This is a genomic window from Neisseria sp. P0018.S001 (genome assembly GCF_051957355.1).
Classification (GTDB): domain Bacteria; phylum Pseudomonadota; class Gammaproteobacteria; order Burkholderiales; family Neisseriaceae; genus Neisseria; species Neisseria subflava_A.
Genome location: NZ_JBQCWN010000015.1, coordinates 23,399 through 40,999, shown reverse-complemented (window position 1 = coordinate 40,999; position 17,601 = coordinate 23,399). Strand labels below are relative to the sequence as shown.

Genomic DNA, 17,601 nt, shown 5'->3' with positions numbered 1-17,601 from the left:
CTGCCGTGAAAAAATAAGCCTGACGGTTAACTGCCGTATGCCGCCCCGAGGCTGAACCGTTTGCCGGTTCGGGCTGACGGGCGGCTTTGTATGGGCAGTGGCAATGAAGACTTGGACCAATGGGGGCTTTTATTGGGCAATAACTGAAAATACCGAATCCCTGTGCTTGGGTTTCAGCTGTGGAGTACCGAGGGTTATTTTGCAAAGGTATCAGGCCGTCTGAAAACTTGAAAGAATCTGAAAACTTGAAAGAAGCAGCCGTCTGTTAAATATGCGATAATGCGGAAGATTTCATGGGTGTGGTAGGAACATGGTTGTGATTGTCCGACGGGGATGATGTCGGGTAATGATGGAATCGGTTTGCTTGAAACGCCCGCCTATTGCGGGCTTTTTTATGGGAAGGAATGGTCATGCCTAATCCGCTTTATCGGCAACATATTATTTCAATTTCAGATTTGACGACAGAGCAGCTCGAATTGCTGCTTCAGACGGCCTTGAAGTTGAAAAAGCAGCCTCGTGAAGATTTGCTTGAAGGCAAATTGATTGGTTCGTGCTTTTTTGAACCGTCCACCCGTACTCGTTTGTCTTTTGAAACGGCGGTACAGCGTTTGGGTGGGAAAGTTATCGGTTTTTCCGATGGTGCAAATACCAGCGCGAAAAAGGGTGAAACGCTCGCAGATACTGCGAGGATTATTTCCAGCTATACGGATGCGATTATTCAGCGACACCCGAAAGACGGTGCGGCCCGTGTGGTGGCCGAGTTTTCGAGCGTACCTGTGATTAATGCCGGCGATGGTACCAACCAACATCCGAGCCAGACTCTTTTGGATTTGGTAACGATTTATGAAACACAAGGTAGTTTGAGCAATTTGAAGATTGCGATGGCCGGCGATTTGAAATATGGCCGTACGGTACATTCATTATGTCAGGCGCTGAAGCGTTGGGGTTGTGAGTTTGCATTTGTTTCCCCTCCCAGCTTGGCAATGCCGGACTATATCACTGAAGAGCTGGAAGAGGCCGGTTGCCCTTATCAAATTTTGTCCGGCTTGGAAGAAGCGGTCGAATGGGCGGATATTTTGTACATGACCCGCGTTCAGCGCGAACGTTTTGATGAGCAGGAATTTGCCAAAATCCAGGGTAAATTCAATCTTGATGCGTCAATGCTGGCAAATGCCAAACCCAATTTGCGCGTCTTGCATCCTTTACCGAGGGTAGATGAAATTCATCCGAATGTGGATAAAACACCTCATGCCTATTATTTTGAACAGGCAACCAACGGTGTGTATGCACGGATGGCAATTTTGTCTTTGGTATTGAACGAAGAAGTTTAAGGAGCGAAAGATGGAAAACTCAAAACTCAGCGTTGAAGCGATCGAACAAGGTACGGTGATTGACCATATTCCTGCCGGTAAAGGCTTGGCCATTTTAAGACAATTTAAGCTGCTGCATTATGGCAGCGCGGTTACGGTCGGTTTTAATTTGCCCAGCAAAACGCAGGGCAGCAAAGATATTATCAAAATCAGCGGTGTGTGGTTGGATGCCAATGCAGCCAACCGTTTGGCTTTATTTGCCCCTGAAGCAGTGGTAAACAAAATCGATCGGTTTAAGGTGGTTGAGAAACAGCATTTGTCATTGCCGGACGAGATTTCGGAAGTGTTCCGCTGCCCGAATACTAATTGTGCCAGTCATGGCGAGCCGGTCATCAGTCGCTTTTATGTCCGTTCACATAATGGTCAGACGCGTTTGAAATGCCATTATTGCGAAAAAACCTTCTCGCGTGATTCGGTTGCCGAAGCCTGATAAAAATCTCAGGCCGTCTGAAAATACGGCTATACGGTTTGAGTTGTCTGCTTGATACATTAGTTTCATAAAAAGCAAGATATTAAGCAAATTGCGTTAAAATTACGTTAAAATAATGCCTTCCGGGTTGATGACATTATTCGCCCGAAAGGCATTATTTTTTAATAACATGATACGAAATGTAGGAAAACTCATGCACTCATCCATACAAAGCCGGTTTGCCCCAATTTTATACGTTTTGATTTTCTTTGCCGGATTTTTAGCCGCACAAGTTTGGTTTAATCAGCAAGCCTATTTGACCAACCTTCCCCTTTTGGTCACTGCCATTTCTGCCGTTGCATTGGTTTGGTTGATTTGGGCTGTTGTCTCTGCGCAATCCAAAGCAAAAAGCAAAATGTTGCACCGTGAGCAGCTGATTCAAAAAGAGAGCATTCATCCTGTTTTGCATGCGACATTGCAACGTTCTGATGGACAAACGGATTTATTGGTTTTGGTTGTCCGCAATAGCGGTAAGGGCTTGGCGAAGAATGTGCATTTTGAAGTAGAGCCTTTGCCTGATCACTTGCCGAGCAAGCTGGTTGCCGATGCAGTTATGCAGTTGGAAATGTTTTCCGGCGGTGTAGATATGCTGGCATCGGGCGAATTGTATGGTAGCGTGTTTGCAAGTATGTTGGCGCTGGCTGCCGAATTGCCAGATCAGACATTTGGTGGCGTGTTGAAACTGAAGGCCACTTATGAAAATGCCTTTGGCGATCAATGCACTTCTGAAAGTGTCTTGGATTTGGGCATACTGAATTTCAATTTGTTAGAAATTAAATCCAGTGGCGAGCAAAAGCCCCGCAAGAAATTGTTGTATTGATATTCAAAATATGCAGGCCGTCTGAAACCGAAATACTTGGTTTCAGACGGCCTGTTGTTATTTTTCAAATGATTTTTGAAGAAAAAGAGGCGTATCGGGTATAATAATCAAAGAATTCGAAACGGATTGTCAGGATCGGCAAGCCGTCTCATCATTGTCGTATTTCAAAACCTTACTGATATTTTTTCAATAATCTGTTGCTATGTATCGGAACTTTTTCTGATGTTGGCACTGGCGAAATATTCCTTCAGCCATTTACTCTCAGGAAGCTGCTTATGTTAGTGTGTAATCCTTATGAAGTTGTGATCCATGGTACGACCAGCAAAGGCAAGATTTTCCGACCAAGCGACTGGGCGGAGCGCCTGTGCGGTATTTTGTCTTCCTTTACTAAAGACAACCGCCTTTCCTATTCGAATTGGGTGCGCCCTATTTTGGTGGATAATGTCCGTTGTGTAGCGGTCGATAAAAAGTTGGAAGAAGACAATCCGCAAATGTTCCGTTTCTTGATGGACTTTGCGGCGGATAATGATTTACGCGTGATTGACTGCAAAGCCTTGCTTAAAGAGCAAGAGAGCAAACAGCAGGGCGAAGTGCCGGTCGAGCGCGTTTTGTTGGCGCAGGCGATTGAAGAAAAACATGCCGCCGAGCGTGCGGAAACGGCCAATGCGCAGCCTGAGCCTCAAGCTGCCGCGCTAGTGGTCGGCGTATTGCGTGAAATTCCGCCGGAAGAAACTGCAACCGCTTTTGCGGCACTGAGTATTTTGCGTTCTTCTTTGACCGATATTCACCGTTTCGTCGAACAAATCAACGAGCATCAACGCAAAACCGGCTACCGTCTGCTGGGTATTTTTGAAGAAGGCAAACAAAATGCCGTAGCCGTATGCGGTTTCCATACTGCACATAACTTGGCCAGTGGTTACCATATCCATATTGATGATCTCGTAACCATGCCGCAATGCCGCCAAAAAGGTTATGCTTCACGCTTGTTGGAAGAAGTACGTAAAATCGGTGCGGAAACGGGTGCGACCAAAATCCATCTGAATGTCCATGTGAACCATGACCGAGCAGATGCTCATCGTCTCTACTTCAAAAACGGATTTGAAATTTGTGCGTACCATTTCCGTTGCGATCCGAAATAATTTTTGTGGAAAGAAGGAATCCAATGCTGAAGATTTTAACTGTGGTTGTTTTGACACTGAGCTTGGCGGCCTGCGCATCAGGCAGCGGAGGCAGCTCGCAAATGTATGGTGAGATTAAGGCCGGTGTAGAAACCAGCCATCAACGTTGAGATATATAATGACAAGGCCGTCTGAAATAGGTTTTCCTGTTTCAGACGGCCTTTTTGCAGCTTGATTAGAGGGTCGTGGAGGTGTCGTCAGCGGCAACAGTCCGATGCAGGCGATACCAATTGTACAGGCGCAAGATGCACAAGAAAGCGATGATGGGCATGCAGGCTGCGGTAACCAGATAACGCGGGTTGCTGAAGTTTAAAACATTGCGACCGGAAAGCAGCGACAAAGCGGCATGCAACCATTCCCACAAAGACGAAATGCTGAATGCCAAAACAGCCAACAGGCCGAGGGTTCGGAAAATGCCGATGGGCAGAATTTGTTGGCGCAATACGGCGCGGTTGAGTTGGAACAAGACAATCAAGCCGAAGCCGATAATGCAGACCATGCCGCCGTTGGCGACGATTTGCAGGCTGTTGAAGGCAATGTCGGGCGTAACGGAAATGGTACCGGACTGGTTGGCGGCGGTTTGTTGCAAATTTAAGCCTTGCATGACATTGAGTACGAAACCGTAAATCAGGTCAGCCAAAACGATGCCGATGGGTAGCGGAGTCAAAAAACGTTTCATGGATCAGTTGAGTATTCTATTAGTATGAGGGAGGCCGTCTGAAAATTAAAAATGACGACGTGAGAGTGTATTGTATCCGATAGAAAAGTAGGTTAATGCAAAAATAAATTTAGTTTAAGTCAGAAAATGATGTAATTTTACGCCAACATTATTGCATTAAGAGTACAATCTTCTTCATTATCAAACGTGAAATCAACAGGAAAGGACGTTTACATGAGCCAATTGCAACGTGATTTAACCCGTATCAGCCACAATACCAAAATTGTCGCCACATTGGGTCCGGGCAGCAACAATGTACAATTGTTGGAAGACATGATCCGTGTCGGCGGCCTTAATGTCGTCCGTTTCAATTTCAGCCACGGTACTCCGGAGTTTCATGAAGAAAATGCCCGTATCGTACGCGAAGCCGCGAAACGTGCGGGTCAGGAAATCGCTATTCTTGCCGACTTGCAAGGGCCTAAAATCCGCGTGGGCAAAATTGCAGGTGGCAGCATCGAGCTGAATAAGGGTGAAACCTTGATTTTAGATGCTGCACTTGAAGGCGAAGGCACACGCGAAGCGGTTGGCCTGGACTACCGCGATTTGCCCAATGACGTCGCTGCCGGCGATGTTTTGTGGCTGGACGACGGCCTGTTGACTTTGACCGTTGAAGCGGTTGAAGGAAGTAAGATTATTACAAGGGTGGAAAACAGCCATGTGCTGAAAAGTAACAAAGGTATCAATAAACGCGGCGGCGGCCTGTCTGCCGGTGCGTTGACCGAAAAAGACTTTCGCGACTTGAAAACCGCGATTGCCATCGGTTGCGACTACTTGGCCATCAGCTTTGTGAAATCTGCCGAAGATTTGCACATCGCACGCGCCAAAGTCGAAGAAGAAATGAAAGGCAGCACTGCCGTACGCCCCGGGTTGGTTTCCAAAATTGAGCGCGTAGAAGCCATTGAAAATCTGGACGAAATCATCCTTGCCAGCGACGGTATTATGGTTGCCCGCGGCGACTTGGCAGTGGAAGTCGGCCATGCCGCCGTACCTGCCCTACAAAAACGCATGATCCGCCGCGCCCGTGAGTTGCGCCGCTTCAGTATTACGGCAACTCAAATGATGGAATCGATGATTACCAACCCCGTACCGACCCGCGCGGAAGTCAGCGACGTGGCCAACGCGGTATTGGACGGTACCGATGCGGTGATGTGTTCCGCCGAAACCGCCGTCGGCGCGTATCCGTTTGAAACCGTCAGCCAAATGGCGATTATTTGTGCGGCTGCGGAAAAAGAACAAGATTCGCTCAACGGCGTTGCCGAACAGGTCGAGTATCCCGAAGCCGTCAGCACCAACTTGGCGATTGCCGGCGGTGCGGTCAGCGTGGCGCGAGCAGTTCACGCCAAAGCCATCGTTGCCCTGACTGAAAGCGGTTCGACCGCCTTCGAAGTCAGCCGCCACAACATCACCCTGCCGATTTTTGCCCTGACGCCGAGTGTTTCAGCGCAACGCCGCATGGCGATGTACCGCGGTGTACGTCCGTTGATTTTGGCAACCAGTACCGATCACGATACCGCGCTGAACGAAGTGGAAGCCATGCTGGTAGAACACAAAATCCTCCAAAGCGGCGACCAATACATCATCACCAGCGGTTCGCAAATGCGCGAATCCGGTTCGACCAATACGCTGGAAGTGTTGCAGGTTAAATAATTGCAGTGATCCGATGATTGGAAAAGCAGGCTGTTTTAGCCTGCTTTTTTTGTGTAAAAAAAGAAAAGATTAGGCAAAAATAATGATGTAGTATAGAATTGAGTGCCTATACTAAATCAATAAAGGACGTTTCAGACGGCCTTTTTCTTTGTCCGCTACTTTCACGGTAAACCAAAATGATTCATTTCAATCTGAAAAAAACAGCATTTATTTTAAGCGCAGCACTGTTATCTACCGCCGTCCAAGCCTCCGGCTACCACTTCGGCACACAATCCGTTAACGCACAAGGCACGGCCAACGCCGCCGCCGCCGAAGCTGCCGATGCCTCAACCATTTTCTACAACCCGGCTGGTTTGAGCAAAATCGACAGCAGCCAAATTTCCGTCAACGCCAATATCGTTTTCCCAAGCATTCATTATGAGGCAGAATCTGCGAAACACTTCCGAACGGGTGCCGATGTCAGCGGCTCGACCAGCGGCAAAATTACCGAAACCACCGTTGCTCCGCACGTTTATGGCGCGTACAAAGCCAGCGACGATGTAACTTTGGGTTTGGGCGTGTACGTTCCTTTCGGATCGGCAACCGAATACGAAAAAGATTCCGTCTTGCGCCACAACATCAACAAACTGGGTTTGACCACCATCGCCATCGAGCCGGTAGTCGCGTGGAAACTGAATGAGCAGCACGCTGTTGGTGCCGGTTTGATTGCCCAATATTCCAAAGCCGAATTGCGTAAATACTCCGACTGGGATGCTTCCGGCGCCATCAGTCAGTTGGCCAGCGGCTTGGCTTCCCGTCAAGCAGGCCGTCCCGTTGCTGTCGATGCGACCGGCAAAGCTGACGGTCATGCCGATGTAAAAGGCCACGATTGGGGCTTCGGCTATCAACTGGCGTGGATGTGGGACATCAACGAGCGCGCACGCGTGGGTGTGAACTATCGTTCCAAAGTATCGCATACGCTGAAAGGCACTGCCGATTGGGAAGCTGACGGCGCATATGCAAAACGCGCTTGGGATTTGGGTGCAATGGCAGCACGCGGTTATGTGCCGAACGAAAAAGCCAGCGTAAAAATCGTCACGCCTGAGTCTTTGTCTGTTCACGGTATGTACCGCGCCACCGACAAAACCAACCTGTTCGGCGATGTGACTTGGACGCGCCACAGCCGCTTCAACAAAGCCGAGCTGGTGTTTGAAAACACCAAAAAAGTTGTCAACGGCCAATCTGACCGTACCGTCATTACGCCTAACTGGCGCAACACTTATAAAGTTGCATTCGGCGGCTCTTACCAAGTTACCGAACCCTTGCAACTGCGTGCCGGTATCGCTTTCGACAAATCACCGGTTAAAAGTGCAGAAGACCGCATGAACAGCCTGCCTGACGGCAACCGTATCTGGTTCTCCGTCGGTGCTAAATATCAACTGGGTAAAAACCATGTTATCGATGCGGCGTACAGCCATATCCACATCAATGACACGGTTTACCGCACCGGCAAAGCCAGCGGCAACGACGTGGACAGCCGCGGTGCATCCTCTGCCCGCTTCAAAAACAAAGCGGACATCTTGGGCTTGCAATACACTTACAAATTCAAATAATCGGATTTGAGTTGTGGATAAAAAGGCCGTCTGAAGATTTCAGACGGCCTTTTTGATTGGAAGAAACAGATGGAACAATCAACAGGCAATAAATGGCGTGCCGTGCTTTTCATATTTCTGATTGGAATGGCAGAACGGAAAGATGATAGAAAAGGAGATAGCCGATTACCGACTTGAGAAATAAGATATTGTTTGCGCTTTAAACAACGTGTTACCAATTTTATTTAATGGGCAGCAATCAAAAGGTCGTCTGAAAAACAGGTTTTCAGACAGCCTTTGTTTGCTGGATGGCTGCTAAGAAAGCCCAATCAGCTGCGGACTTCCAGTTCGATTTCTCTTTCCTGTTCGTCTTCAGCCGGTTTGTCCATGGTTTTTTCATCAGCCATATTGTCCAAATCGCGGCCGGGTTCGGAGGCGGTATCGCCGATGGAAACGCTGTTCAGGCTTTCCAAAATAATGGCTGAGGCCAGATGGTCGGATGTGCGGTACACCATTGCCAAGCCGATTTCTTCTGCCGGAATGGAAACCAATTCAACCGTATCTTTGTCTTTCGGCTTGCGAATCAGGTTGTTGGACAGATTGACACGGACTTGGCGGCCGCGTTTGTAGAGGCTGACCACCGTGCCTTTGTCCAAACCGTCGAGTTCGCCTTTATCCAACGTAATGGTTTGGAACTGGCCGGCTTCGTCCACGCCATCGAAGATGGAAACGACTTTGGCCTGAATCGGACGGGCAGGGGCGTGAGGCATCACATTGAAGCTGTCGAGGCCTTCGGGCAGTTTCAGCAGATAGTCGTCTTTGCGGATTTCGGAAACGGCTTCTTCGATAACCAAAGGTTGCGCGGACTGGGTGCGCAGCTTCATGACTTTGTTGACTTGGGTGTAATACTCGTTGCTTTTGAGTTTTTCGTCAGAAGCGCGGGTACGGTGTTCCAAGGCGGAGTCGGTGTAAGGCAGTGTGTTGGCGATGCCGCTGAACACGACTTCTTGGCCGAGGAATTTGCCGGTTTCCGGATCGGTGATGTTTTTATTGACGCGGTAGGTCAGGTAGCGGCCAGGTTCGGTCAGGCCGTATGCGTACACGCGGTTGCCTTGCGTGTAGAGGACGCGGTTGTCGGGGCCTGCAATCAGGCGCGGCGCGTTGGCAGTTTCTTCCGGAGCGATAATCTGCGGATGTTTCATGAACATACGGTAGAGGTTGACGTTGACAGTCGGAATACCGTAGCCGGAAGTTTCGCGTACGCGCGGATGCAGTTTGATCACGGGAATGCCGTCTGAACGGGTTTGGGCGTGTTCAAAACCCAGTCGCGGCTGGCCGTTGACGTAGCGTAAAACCAACACCTGACCCGGATAGATTAGATGCGGATTGCGGATGGCGTTGCGGTTGGCGCCCCAAAGGCGGTTCCATTGCCATGGGCTGTACAGATATTTGCCGGAAATGCCCCACAAGGTATCGCCGTTTTTAACGATGTAGCGTTGCGGCGCATTGGGTCGGATTTTTAAAGAAGCTGCCTGAGTGTGGGCAGAAATAGCCATGCCTGCCATGCAAAGCAGGGTTATAATACGTTGTTGCATAACCGTTCCCCTTGAAATCGGTTTGGTTTGTCTTCAGATGATAAACAGAGAAGGCCGGAGTTTGCGAAACTGCCGCCCATCCGTCAATACGATAACGAACGGCCTCTGTCGCGCTATCTTAACATTTTTCGGCGTTATTTTAGCATTGAATGTTGCTGTCATGACAGGAGATTGTGGCGGCGGAAACCAAATCTGTATGAAAATCACACATCAGCTTTATAAAACGAGAATATTATGGCTTTACTGAACATCCTCCAATACCCTGACGAGCGTTTGCACACGGTCGCCAAACCTGTTGAGAAAATCGACGAGCGCATCCAAAAATTGGTTGCCGATATGTTTGAAACCATGTACGAAGCACGCGGTATCGGCTTGGCGGCCACTCAAGTCGACGTACACGAACGCATCGTCGTGATGGATTTGACCGAAGACCGCAGCGAGCCGCGCGTGTTCATCAATCCCGTCATTGTCGAAAAAGACGGCGAGACGACTTACGAAGAAGGCTGCCTATCCGTGCCGGGCATTTACGATACCGTGACCCGTGCCGAGCGCGTCAAAGTCGAAGCCTTGAACGAAAAAGGCGAGAAATTCACACTTGAAGCAGACGGCCTGCTGGCAATCTGCGTGCAGCACGAATTGGACCACCTGATGGGCATCGTGTTTGTCGAACACCTGTCGCAGCTGAAACAAGGCCGCATCAAAACCAAACTGAAAAAACGTCAGAAACACACCATCTGACCTAAGCATTGCTTAAAGGCCGTCTGAAAAGACAAAACAGAAGGCAGACTTCGGTTTTCAATCTTTCAGACGGCCTTTTCAGCTGAAACAGTTTGCCCAACGCGCCCATTCAAACCATTTCCACAAGGACACAACATGAAAGTTATCTTTGCCGGTACGCCCGATTTTGCCGCCGCCGCCTTGAAAGCCATCGCCGCCGCAGGTTTTGAAATTCCGCTGGTGTTGACCCAGCCCGACCGCCCCAAAGGCCGCGGCATGCAGTTGACCGCATCGCCGGTCAAACAGGCTGCCTTGGAATTGGGTTTGACCGTGGCGCAGCCGGAAAAGTTGCGCAATAACGCCGAAGCCTTGCAAATGCTCAAAGATACGGGCGCGGATGTGATGGTGGTGGCCGCGTATGGCTTGATTTTGCCGCAGGAAGTGTTGGATGCGCCCAAACACGGCTGCCTCAATATCCACGCCTCGCTGTTGCCCCGTTGGCGCGGCGCAGCACCGATTCAACGTGCAATTGAAGCCGGCGATGCCGAAACCGGCGTGTGCATCATGCAGATGGACATCGGCTTGGACACCGGCGATGTGGTCAGCGAACACCGCTACGCCATCCAGCCTACGGATACCGCAAACGAAGTGCATGACGCGCTGATGGGTTTGGGTGCGGAAGCGATTGTTGCCGATTTAAAGCGACTACAGGCAGAAGGCCGTCTGAATGCGGTCAAACAGCCTGAAGAAGGCGTTACCTATGCCCAGAAATTGAGCAAAGAAGAGGCGCGTATCGATTGGAATGAAAGCGCGGCTGTGATTGAGCGAAAAATCCGTGCTTTCAACCCCGTACCTGCCGCGTGGGTCGAGTATCAAGGCAAACCGCTGAAAATCTGGCGTGCCGAGGTAGTGTCCAAACAGGGTAAGGCTGGCGAAGTATTGTCCTGCACTTCAGACGGCCTGCTGGTGGCGTGCGGTGAAAATGCGCTGAACATTACCGAATTGCAGCCTTCCGGCAGCAAACGCATGAGCATACAGGCATTTGCGGCAGGCAGAACGATTGAAGTCGGAACGGTTTTGTAACAGGTTGGAAATCAACGTGGAGGAAAGAAGACAATGGCTGTTTTTGAAGTGGTTGAGGGCGACATTACCCGATTGGCAGTCGATGCGATTGTCAATGCCGCCAATTCATCGCTGTTGGGTGGTGGCGGCGTGGACGGTGCAATACACCGCGCCGCGGGCAAAGAGCTGCTGGAGGAGTGCCGCACTTTGGGCGGTTGCCGCACAGGCGAAGCCAAAATAACCAAAGGCTATCGTTTGCCTGCGCGTTATGTCATCCACACGGTCGGACCGGTATGGTTTGGCGGACAGCAAAATGAAGAGGCCAAATTGGCACAATCCTACGCCAATTCCTTGCTGCTTGCCCAGAAACACGATCTCCACAGCATCGCCTTTCCGTGCATCAGTACCGGTGTGTACCGCTTTCCGGCCGAAGCCGCCGCGCGTATCGCTTTGGAGAGTTTGCAACAAACCCTGCCGCAATGTCCGGCAGTGGAAAAAATCATCTTTTGCTGTTTTTCCAAAATAGATGCCGAATATTATCGGGCATTGTTAGCTGCCGAACAGGCCGTCTGAAATCCTCCGAACACTTGAAATCAAATATAAATCAGAAAGCAAAAATATGAGTATGTCCCTCGCCCAAAAATTGGCCGCCGACAGCGTTGCCGCAGTTGCCGAAGGGCGCAATCTTCAGGATGTCTTGGCGGAAATCCGCGCGGCGCATCCGCAGCTGACGGCGCAGGAAAACGGCGCGTTGCAGGATATTGCTTACGGATGCCAACGTTATTTGGGCAGTTTGAAACACATGCTTGGTCAAATGCTGAAGAAGCCGATTGACAATACGCAGCTCGAAAGCCTGCTTTTGGTGGCGATGTACCAACTGCATTACACGCGCAATGCGCCTCATGCCGTGGTTAATGAGGCGGTGGAAAGCATTGCCAAAATCGGCCACGGCCAGTTCCGCTCGTTTGCCAACGCGATTTTGCGCCGCTTTTTGCGTGAACGCGACAAGCTCGCGGCTTCCTGCAAAAAAGACGATGTGGCGAAACATAATTTGCCTCTGTGGTGGGTGGCTTACTTGAGAAACCATTATCCGAAACATTGGCACAACATCACCACCGCGCTGCAATCGCATCCGCCGATGACTTTGCGCGTCAACCGCCGACACGGCAATGCCGAAAGCTATTTGGAAAAACTGGCTGCGGAAGGTATTTTGGCCAGGGCGTTGGACGAATACGCCGTGATGTTGGAAGAAGCTGTGCCGGTAAGCCGCCTGCCCGGTTTTTCAGATGGCCTGGTGTCGGTGCAGGATTTTGGTGCGCAACGTGCTGCCTATTTATTGAACCCGAAAGACGGCGAACGCATTCTCGATGCCTGTGCGGCACCGGGCGGCAAGACAGGCCATATCTTGGAACTGGCAGATTGTCATGTTACCGCTTTGGATATAGACGAAGGCCGTCTGAACAGGGTGAAGAGCAATCTTGACCGTTTAGGCTTTCAAAAGGCCTCTTTGGCTTGTGCCGATGCGCAGGACTTGACAGCGTGGTATGATGGCAAGACCTTTGACGCTGTTTTGGCCGATGTGCCGTGTACCGCTTCGGGTGTGGCGCGGCGTAATCCCGACGTAAAATGGCTGCGCCGACCGACCGATGCCGTCAAAACCGCACGCCAACAGGAAGCATTATTAGACGCGCTGTGGCAGACCCTGACGAAAAACGGCAGGATGTTGCTGGCTACCTGCTCGGTCTTTGTCGAAGAAAACGACGGTCAGTTGCAAAAATTCCTTAACCGCCATGCCGATGCCGAGTTGATCGAATCGCATGTGCTTTTACCGAACAAACATCAAGATGGCTTTTATTACGCGCTTATTAAAAAGCAGTAAAACGCTGATTGTACCGCTCTTGCTCGCCGTGTCGTTGAATGCGGCGGGCGAGGGCATCAGTGCGACCCGTGCCGAGGCAAAGCTGACCCATGCCGGACAGCTTTCCGTCAGCAGCCGTTTCCGCACCGACCTGCCCGACCAGCTTAAAGAAGCACTCAAACAGGGCGTCCCCCTGCATTTCAATTTGAGTTGGCAGCTGTCAGCGCCGTCTATGTCGTCTTATAAATTCAAGTTCGACCAGCTGCTCAACAACGACAGCACGATTCAATATAAATTATCCTTCCATCCGCTGACCAATCGTTATCGCGTTACCGTCGGTACGTTTTCTACCGAGTACGACACGCTTGAAACTGCCTTGCGCGCAGTGGGCGCGGTCGCGAATTGGAAGGTTTTGTCCAAGGGCGCGCTGAGTGATGTGGCCGCCAAAGACACGAAGGCTGAAATCCGCCTGCTGCTGACAACCGCCAAGCTGCCCAAACCGTTCCAAATCAATGCCCTGACTTCTAAAAACTGGCATTTGGATTCCGGTTGGAAATCCTTGTCGGTCGTGCAGGAGTAAACCATGCGCCGCTTTCTTCTGATTGCCGCCGTATTCGCCGTTGTTTTGTTGTACGGTCTGACTGTTGCAACGGGCAGCAGCAACGTATTGTCCGATTATTTCTGGTGGATTGTTGCTTTGTGCGGCTTGCTGTTGCTGGTGTTGGCGGCGGTGTTGGTGCGCTATGTCGTGCTTTTGATGCGCGACAACAGCAAAAGCGTGTTCGGTTCGCAGATTGCGCGTAGGCTGTCGGGGATGTTTACCTTGGTTGCCGTATTGCCGGGCGTGTTTTTGTTCGGTATTTCCGCCCAGTTTATTAACGGTACGATTAATTCTTGGTTTGGCAACGATACCCATGAGGCATTGGAGCGCAGCTTAAACTTGAGCAAATCCGCGCTGAACTTGGCGGTGGACAACGCTGTCAGCAACGCCACGCCGGTGCAAATCGACTTAATCAGCGCCGCTTCGCTGGACGGCAACTTAGGGCAAGCGCTGGCAAAATCCGCGCTTACTTCCGACTTTGCCCAGCTGGCGCTTTACAACGCGACCACCCATAAAGCCGAGAAAAGCATCAATCCCCTGAAACTAAATCAACCTGAGCTTAACAAAGAAGGATGGGAGCAGCTGGAGCAGACCGGCTCGGTTCGCAGCTTGGAAAACATTGGCGGCATGCTGTATGCCCAAGGTTGGATGCTGATCGGTACGCATAAAAATCAGGATTATGCGCTATTTTTCCGTCAGCCAATTCCGAAAGATGTTGCCCAAGATGCGACGCTGATTGAAGCGGCCCGTGCCAAATACGCCGAGCTGAGTTATACCAAAAAAGGCCTGCAAACCTTTTTCCTGTCCACGCTGTTGGTCGCGACATTGTTGGCCATCTTTTTGGCACTGGTGATGGCTTTGTATTTTGCCCGCCGTTTTGTGGCGCCGGTATTGTCGTTGGCAGAGGGCGCGCGGGCGGTGGCTCAGGGCGACTTCAGCCAGACCCGGCCGGTATTCCGCAATGACGAGTTCGGCCGTTTGACCCAGTTGTTCAACCACATGACCGAGCAATTGGCGATTGCCAAAGAGGCGGACGAGCGCAACCGTTTGCGCGAAGAAGCAGCACGCCATTATTTGGAATGCGTATTGGAAAGTTTGACCACAGGCGTGATTACTTTGGATGCCGATGGCCGTCTGAAAACCTTTAACAAGGCTGCCGAACAGATTTTGGGTGTTTCGCTGGTGTCTTTGTGGGGCAGCAACTGGCATCAATGGCACGGCAAATCGCCGCAGCAAACCCTGTTGGCCGATGTGTTTGCCGCCATTAATGAAACCGCCGACAGCGACAAACCCGTCCAAGTCGAATATGCCGCGCCCGATGATGCCCGAATCTTATTGGGCAAGGCCACCATCCTGCCGGAAGACAACGATAACGGCGTGGTGATGGTGATTGATGACATTACCGTCTTGATACGCGCGCAAAAAGAGGCCGCATGGGGCGAAGTGGCGAAACGCTTGGCGCATGAAATCCGCAATCCGCTTACGCCTATCCAGCTTTCCGCCGAGAGATTGGCATGGAAATTGCATGATAAACTTGATGAGCAAGACGCCCAAATCCTCAGCCGTTCAACTGATACCATCGTCAAACAGGTTGCCGCGCTGAAAGAAATGGTCGAAGCATTCCGCAATTATGCGCGTGCGCCGTCTCTGAATTTAGAAAAACAAGATTTAAACGGTTTGGTGTCGGAAGTATTGGTATTATATGAGGCCGGCGCGTGTAAATTTAATGCGCGGCTCAGCGCCGATGCCCTGCCGATTGTTGCCGATACGACGGCGATGCGCCAAGTGTTGCATAACCTATTTAAGAATGCCGCAGAAGCGGCAGAGTCGGACGAAGCGCCGCAAGTAAACATCGAAACAGGGCGCGAAGGCGGACAGGTTTTCCTGACCGTCTGCAACAACGGCAAAAGTTTCAGCAAAGAAATGCTGCACAATGCTTTTGAGCCGTACGTTACCGACAAACCGACAGGAACGGGGCTGGGTTTGCCCGTTGTGAAAAAAATTATCGAGGAGCATGGCGGCCGCATCAGCCTGAGCAATCAGAACAGCGGCGGCGCGTGCGTCAAAATAGCTTTACCGGAAATGGCAGAAACTTATGCGAAGCAGTGATATTTTGATTGTAGATGATGAAGTAGGCATCCGCGACCTGCTCTCCGAAATTCTTCAAGACGAAGGCTATACCGTTACTTTGGCCGAAAATGCCGAAGAAGCGCGCCAATTGCGTTATCAAACGCGTCCGGCCATGGTGTTGCTGGACATTTGGATGCCCGATTGCGACGGCATCACTTTGTTGAAAGAGTGGGCGAAAAACGGCCAACTCAATATGCCTGTTGTTATGATGAGCGGTCATGCCAGCATTGACACCGCGGTTGAAGCCACTAAAATCGGCGCGCTCGATTTTCTGGAAAAACCGATTGCCCTGCAAAAACTCTTGTCTGCGGTAGAACGCGCCTTGAAACATGGCGAAGTTCAGACGGCCTCCGGCATGACTTTGGACAAACTGGGCAACAGCCCGGTTATTCAAGAAATGAACGGCAGCATTGAAGCGGCCGCCAAACACAATCGCCCGCTGTTGTTGGCCGGTGAGGCAGGCTCGCCGTTTGAAATTGTCGCCCGCTATCTGCACAAAAGCGGTACGCCTTGGGTGGCAACCGACCGTGTCGAACACATTGTCGATACGCCGTTGGAGTTGTTGCAAAAAGCATCGGGCGGTATTTTGTATGTCGGCGATATTGCCCGTTACAGCAAAAATATCCAAAACGGCATTGCTTTCTTGCTTGAAAAAGCCGACCGCTACAATGTCCGTGTGATTGCTTCATGCGGCTTTAAACGCGGTGAGAGCGCTGATGACGTCGTTGCCGGCCGACTGGCGGAGCTGTTGAAAGAGTGCATCAATGTTCCTTCTTTGCGCAGCCAACCGGACGATATCGTCTTTTTAATCAACCGCATCATGACCGATTTGGCCGAAAGTCAAAAAATCCAGCCGGTAAAATTCAGCGATAGCGCGTTGGTGGTTTTGCGCCAATACGATTGGCCGGGCAATTACGACCAGCTTGCCGAAACAGTGAAAAACATCATGTTGGAATCGGACGGCAAAGAAGTGGACGATCAGGCTGTTGCCGTGGCTTTGGGTCAGAAGGAAAACGCGACGGCGACAGAAATCATCGGTGGCTTCAATTTCAATATGCCTTTGCGCGAATTGAGGGAAGAAGTCGAGCGCCGCTACTTTGAGTACCACATCGCCCAAGAAGGCCAAAATATGAGCCGCGTGGCGCAAAAGGTCGGTTTGGAGCGTACACACCTTTACCGCAAACTCAAACAACTCGGTATCAGCGTATCGCGCCGCAGCGCCGACAAATCCGAAGAATAAGCGCAATATCGGTTCAAACACAAAAGAGGCCGTCTGAAAGCCATCAGGTTTTTCAGACGGCATCGTCATTTGACGGTTTGCTTAGGCAAGCAATACTTTATAAAAATAATGATATGGCTCGGCATTGTTATTTTGCCTTTTAAGCCGAAAGAATACGAAAGTCGGCAAAACTGCTCAGATTACAATTGAGTCGGAAAAACACTATACATTGATTATGTCTGAATCGATGCACCAAGAATTGAAAAATTATTGTGCTCAACATGGTATTTCTTTGAAAGATTTTGTCATTCAGGCGATTCAAAATGAAATGCAGCAGTAATGGCTAAAACATAAAGATGTAAATATGCTTTAATGTAAAGATGTACTTTTGAAAAGGAGTTGTCCAATGTTAGGACATTTTGATTATGAAGTAGCTTTAGAGATTTTAGGCCAAAGTCAGCAGTCTTTAGTTCAGGCTCGCTATGATGAATACAATAAAGAAAACCCAAATCCGGAGCTTTTGAAATTTCTACGTAGCCGTATGGCCGTTGTAGATGAGCTAATGGATAACTTAAAACCTGATGATGAATATCTGATTAATCGTATATTGGATAAAAATGATGTTTTGAGAAAGTTACTGTGATGG

Annotated in this window: 17 protein-coding genes; 15 read left to right on the top strand and 2 right to left on the bottom strand. The window is 50.2% G+C overall.

The features are described 5' to 3' along the window. Nucleotides 1-410 precede the first annotated feature (410 nt). From pyrB to ACTHTJ_RS09540, 5 genes are all read left to right on the top strand, one after another. A complete protein-coding gene (gene pyrB, locus ACTHTJ_RS09560) occupies nucleotides 411-1,331 on the top strand; it encodes an aspartate carbamoyltransferase (RefSeq protein ID WP_070583264.1) in 921 nt (306 codons plus the stop codon). 10 nt (nucleotides 1,332-1,341) lie between these two features. Beyond that, nucleotides 1,342-1,800, top strand: coding sequence for an aspartate carbamoyltransferase regulatory subunit (pyrI, locus tag ACTHTJ_RS09555; protein WP_004520167.1), 459 nt, complete (start codon nucleotides 1,342-1,344; stop codon nucleotides 1,798-1,800). Nucleotides 1,801-1,993: 193 nt separating this feature from the next. After that, nucleotides 1,994-2,659, top strand: coding sequence for a hypothetical protein (locus ACTHTJ_RS09550; protein ID WP_070583266.1), 666 nt, complete (start codon nucleotides 1,994-1,996; stop codon nucleotides 2,657-2,659). A 275-nt stretch (nucleotides 2,660-2,934) separates the two neighbouring features. Further along, nucleotides 2,935-3,798, top strand: coding sequence for a GNAT family N-acetyltransferase (locus tag ACTHTJ_RS09545; RefSeq protein WP_070583268.1), 864 nt, complete (start codon nucleotides 2,935-2,937; stop codon nucleotides 3,796-3,798). Between the two features lie 23 nt (nucleotides 3,799-3,821). Beyond that, nucleotides 3,822-3,947 carry a hypothetical protein gene (locus ACTHTJ_RS09540; protein WP_283120556.1) on the top strand — a complete coding sequence of 42 codons (126 nt, stop codon included), beginning with the start codon at nucleotides 3,822-3,824 and terminating at the stop codon, nucleotides 3,945-3,947. A gap of 65 nt (nucleotides 3,948-4,012) precedes the next feature. Here ACTHTJ_RS09540 and ACTHTJ_RS09535 read toward each other — a convergent pair whose 3' ends face one another. Then, a complete protein-coding gene (locus ACTHTJ_RS09535; RefSeq protein WP_070583270.1) occupies nucleotides 4,013-4,516 on the bottom strand; it encodes a hypothetical protein in 504 nt (167 codons plus the stop codon). Between the two features lie 213 nt (nucleotides 4,517-4,729). Here ACTHTJ_RS09535 and pyk point away from each other — a divergent pair, with 213 nt between their 5' ends. Both pyk and ACTHTJ_RS09525 read left to right on the top strand, forming a co-directional pair. Next, nucleotides 4,730-6,202 (top strand): pyruvate kinase, encoded by a 1,473-nt coding sequence (gene pyk / locus ACTHTJ_RS09530; RefSeq protein WP_070583272.1) that lies wholly within the window; start codon nucleotides 4,730-4,732, stop codon nucleotides 6,200-6,202. A gap of 176 nt (nucleotides 6,203-6,378) precedes the next feature. Further along, the gene (locus ACTHTJ_RS09525) at nucleotides 6,379-7,794 is read left to right on the top strand and encodes an OmpP1/FadL family transporter (RefSeq protein WP_070583274.1); all 1,416 of its coding nucleotides are present in this window, start codon (nucleotides 6,379-6,381) and stop codon (nucleotides 7,792-7,794) included. 308 nt (nucleotides 7,795-8,102) lie between these two features. Here the strand turns inward: ACTHTJ_RS09525 and ACTHTJ_RS09520 are convergent, their stop codons facing one another. Continuing rightward, entirely contained in the window at nucleotides 8,103-9,368 is a 1,266-nt protein-coding gene (locus ACTHTJ_RS09520; RefSeq protein WP_070583277.1) for a LysM peptidoglycan-binding domain-containing protein, read from the bottom strand. Nucleotides 9,369-9,602: 234 nt separating this feature from the next. On the opposite strand from ACTHTJ_RS09520, the gene def reads away from it, so the two are divergent. The 8 genes from def to ACTHTJ_RS09480 all read left to right on the top strand — a co-directional run bounded on the left by def (nucleotide 9,603) and on the right by ACTHTJ_RS09480 (nucleotide 17,598). Then, nucleotides 9,603-10,106 carry a peptide deformylase gene (def, locus tag ACTHTJ_RS09515; protein ID WP_070583279.1) on the top strand — a complete coding sequence of 168 codons (504 nt, stop codon included), beginning with the start codon at nucleotides 9,603-9,605 and terminating at the stop codon, nucleotides 10,104-10,106. Between the two features lie 135 nt (nucleotides 10,107-10,241). Further along, complete coding sequence (gene fmt, locus ACTHTJ_RS09510; protein WP_070583281.1) at nucleotides 10,242-11,168, top strand: methionyl-tRNA formyltransferase; 927 nt, start codon at nucleotides 10,242-10,244, stop codon at nucleotides 11,166-11,168. 33 nt (nucleotides 11,169-11,201) lie between these two features. Then, nucleotides 11,202-11,720: an O-acetyl-ADP-ribose deacetylase gene (locus ACTHTJ_RS09505; RefSeq protein WP_070583283.1), complete on the top strand. Its 519-nt coding sequence runs from the start codon at nucleotides 11,202-11,204 to the stop codon at nucleotides 11,718-11,720. A gap of 46 nt (nucleotides 11,721-11,766) precedes the next feature. Then, nucleotides 11,767-13,026 (top strand): 16S rRNA (cytosine(967)-C(5))-methyltransferase RsmB, encoded by a 1,260-nt coding sequence (gene rsmB / locus ACTHTJ_RS09500; RefSeq protein ID WP_070583285.1) that lies wholly within the window; start codon nucleotides 11,767-11,769, stop codon nucleotides 13,024-13,026. Continuing rightward, nucleotides 12,992-13,585, top strand: coding sequence for a DUF4390 domain-containing protein (locus tag ACTHTJ_RS09495; protein ID WP_004520180.1), 594 nt, complete (start codon nucleotides 12,992-12,994; stop codon nucleotides 13,583-13,585). The genes rsmB and ACTHTJ_RS09495 overlap by 35 nt, the downstream gene beginning before the upstream one ends. Nucleotides 13,586-13,588: 3 nt before the next feature. Further along, the gene (locus ACTHTJ_RS09490; protein ID WP_070583287.1) at nucleotides 13,589-15,715 is read left to right on the top strand and encodes a sensor histidine kinase; all 2,127 of its coding nucleotides are present in this window, start codon (nucleotides 13,589-13,591) and stop codon (nucleotides 15,713-15,715) included. Further along, a complete protein-coding gene (locus tag ACTHTJ_RS09485; RefSeq protein WP_049331243.1) occupies nucleotides 15,702-16,976 on the top strand; it encodes a sigma-54-dependent transcriptional regulator in 1,275 nt (424 codons plus the stop codon). Before ACTHTJ_RS09490 ends, ACTHTJ_RS09485 begins: the two co-directional genes overlap by 14 nt. 385 nt (nucleotides 16,977-17,361) lie before the next feature. After that, nucleotides 17,362-17,598, top strand: coding sequence for a hypothetical protein (locus ACTHTJ_RS09480; protein ID WP_070461203.1), 237 nt, complete (start codon nucleotides 17,362-17,364; stop codon nucleotides 17,596-17,598). Nucleotides 17,599-17,601 lie beyond the last annotated feature (3 nt).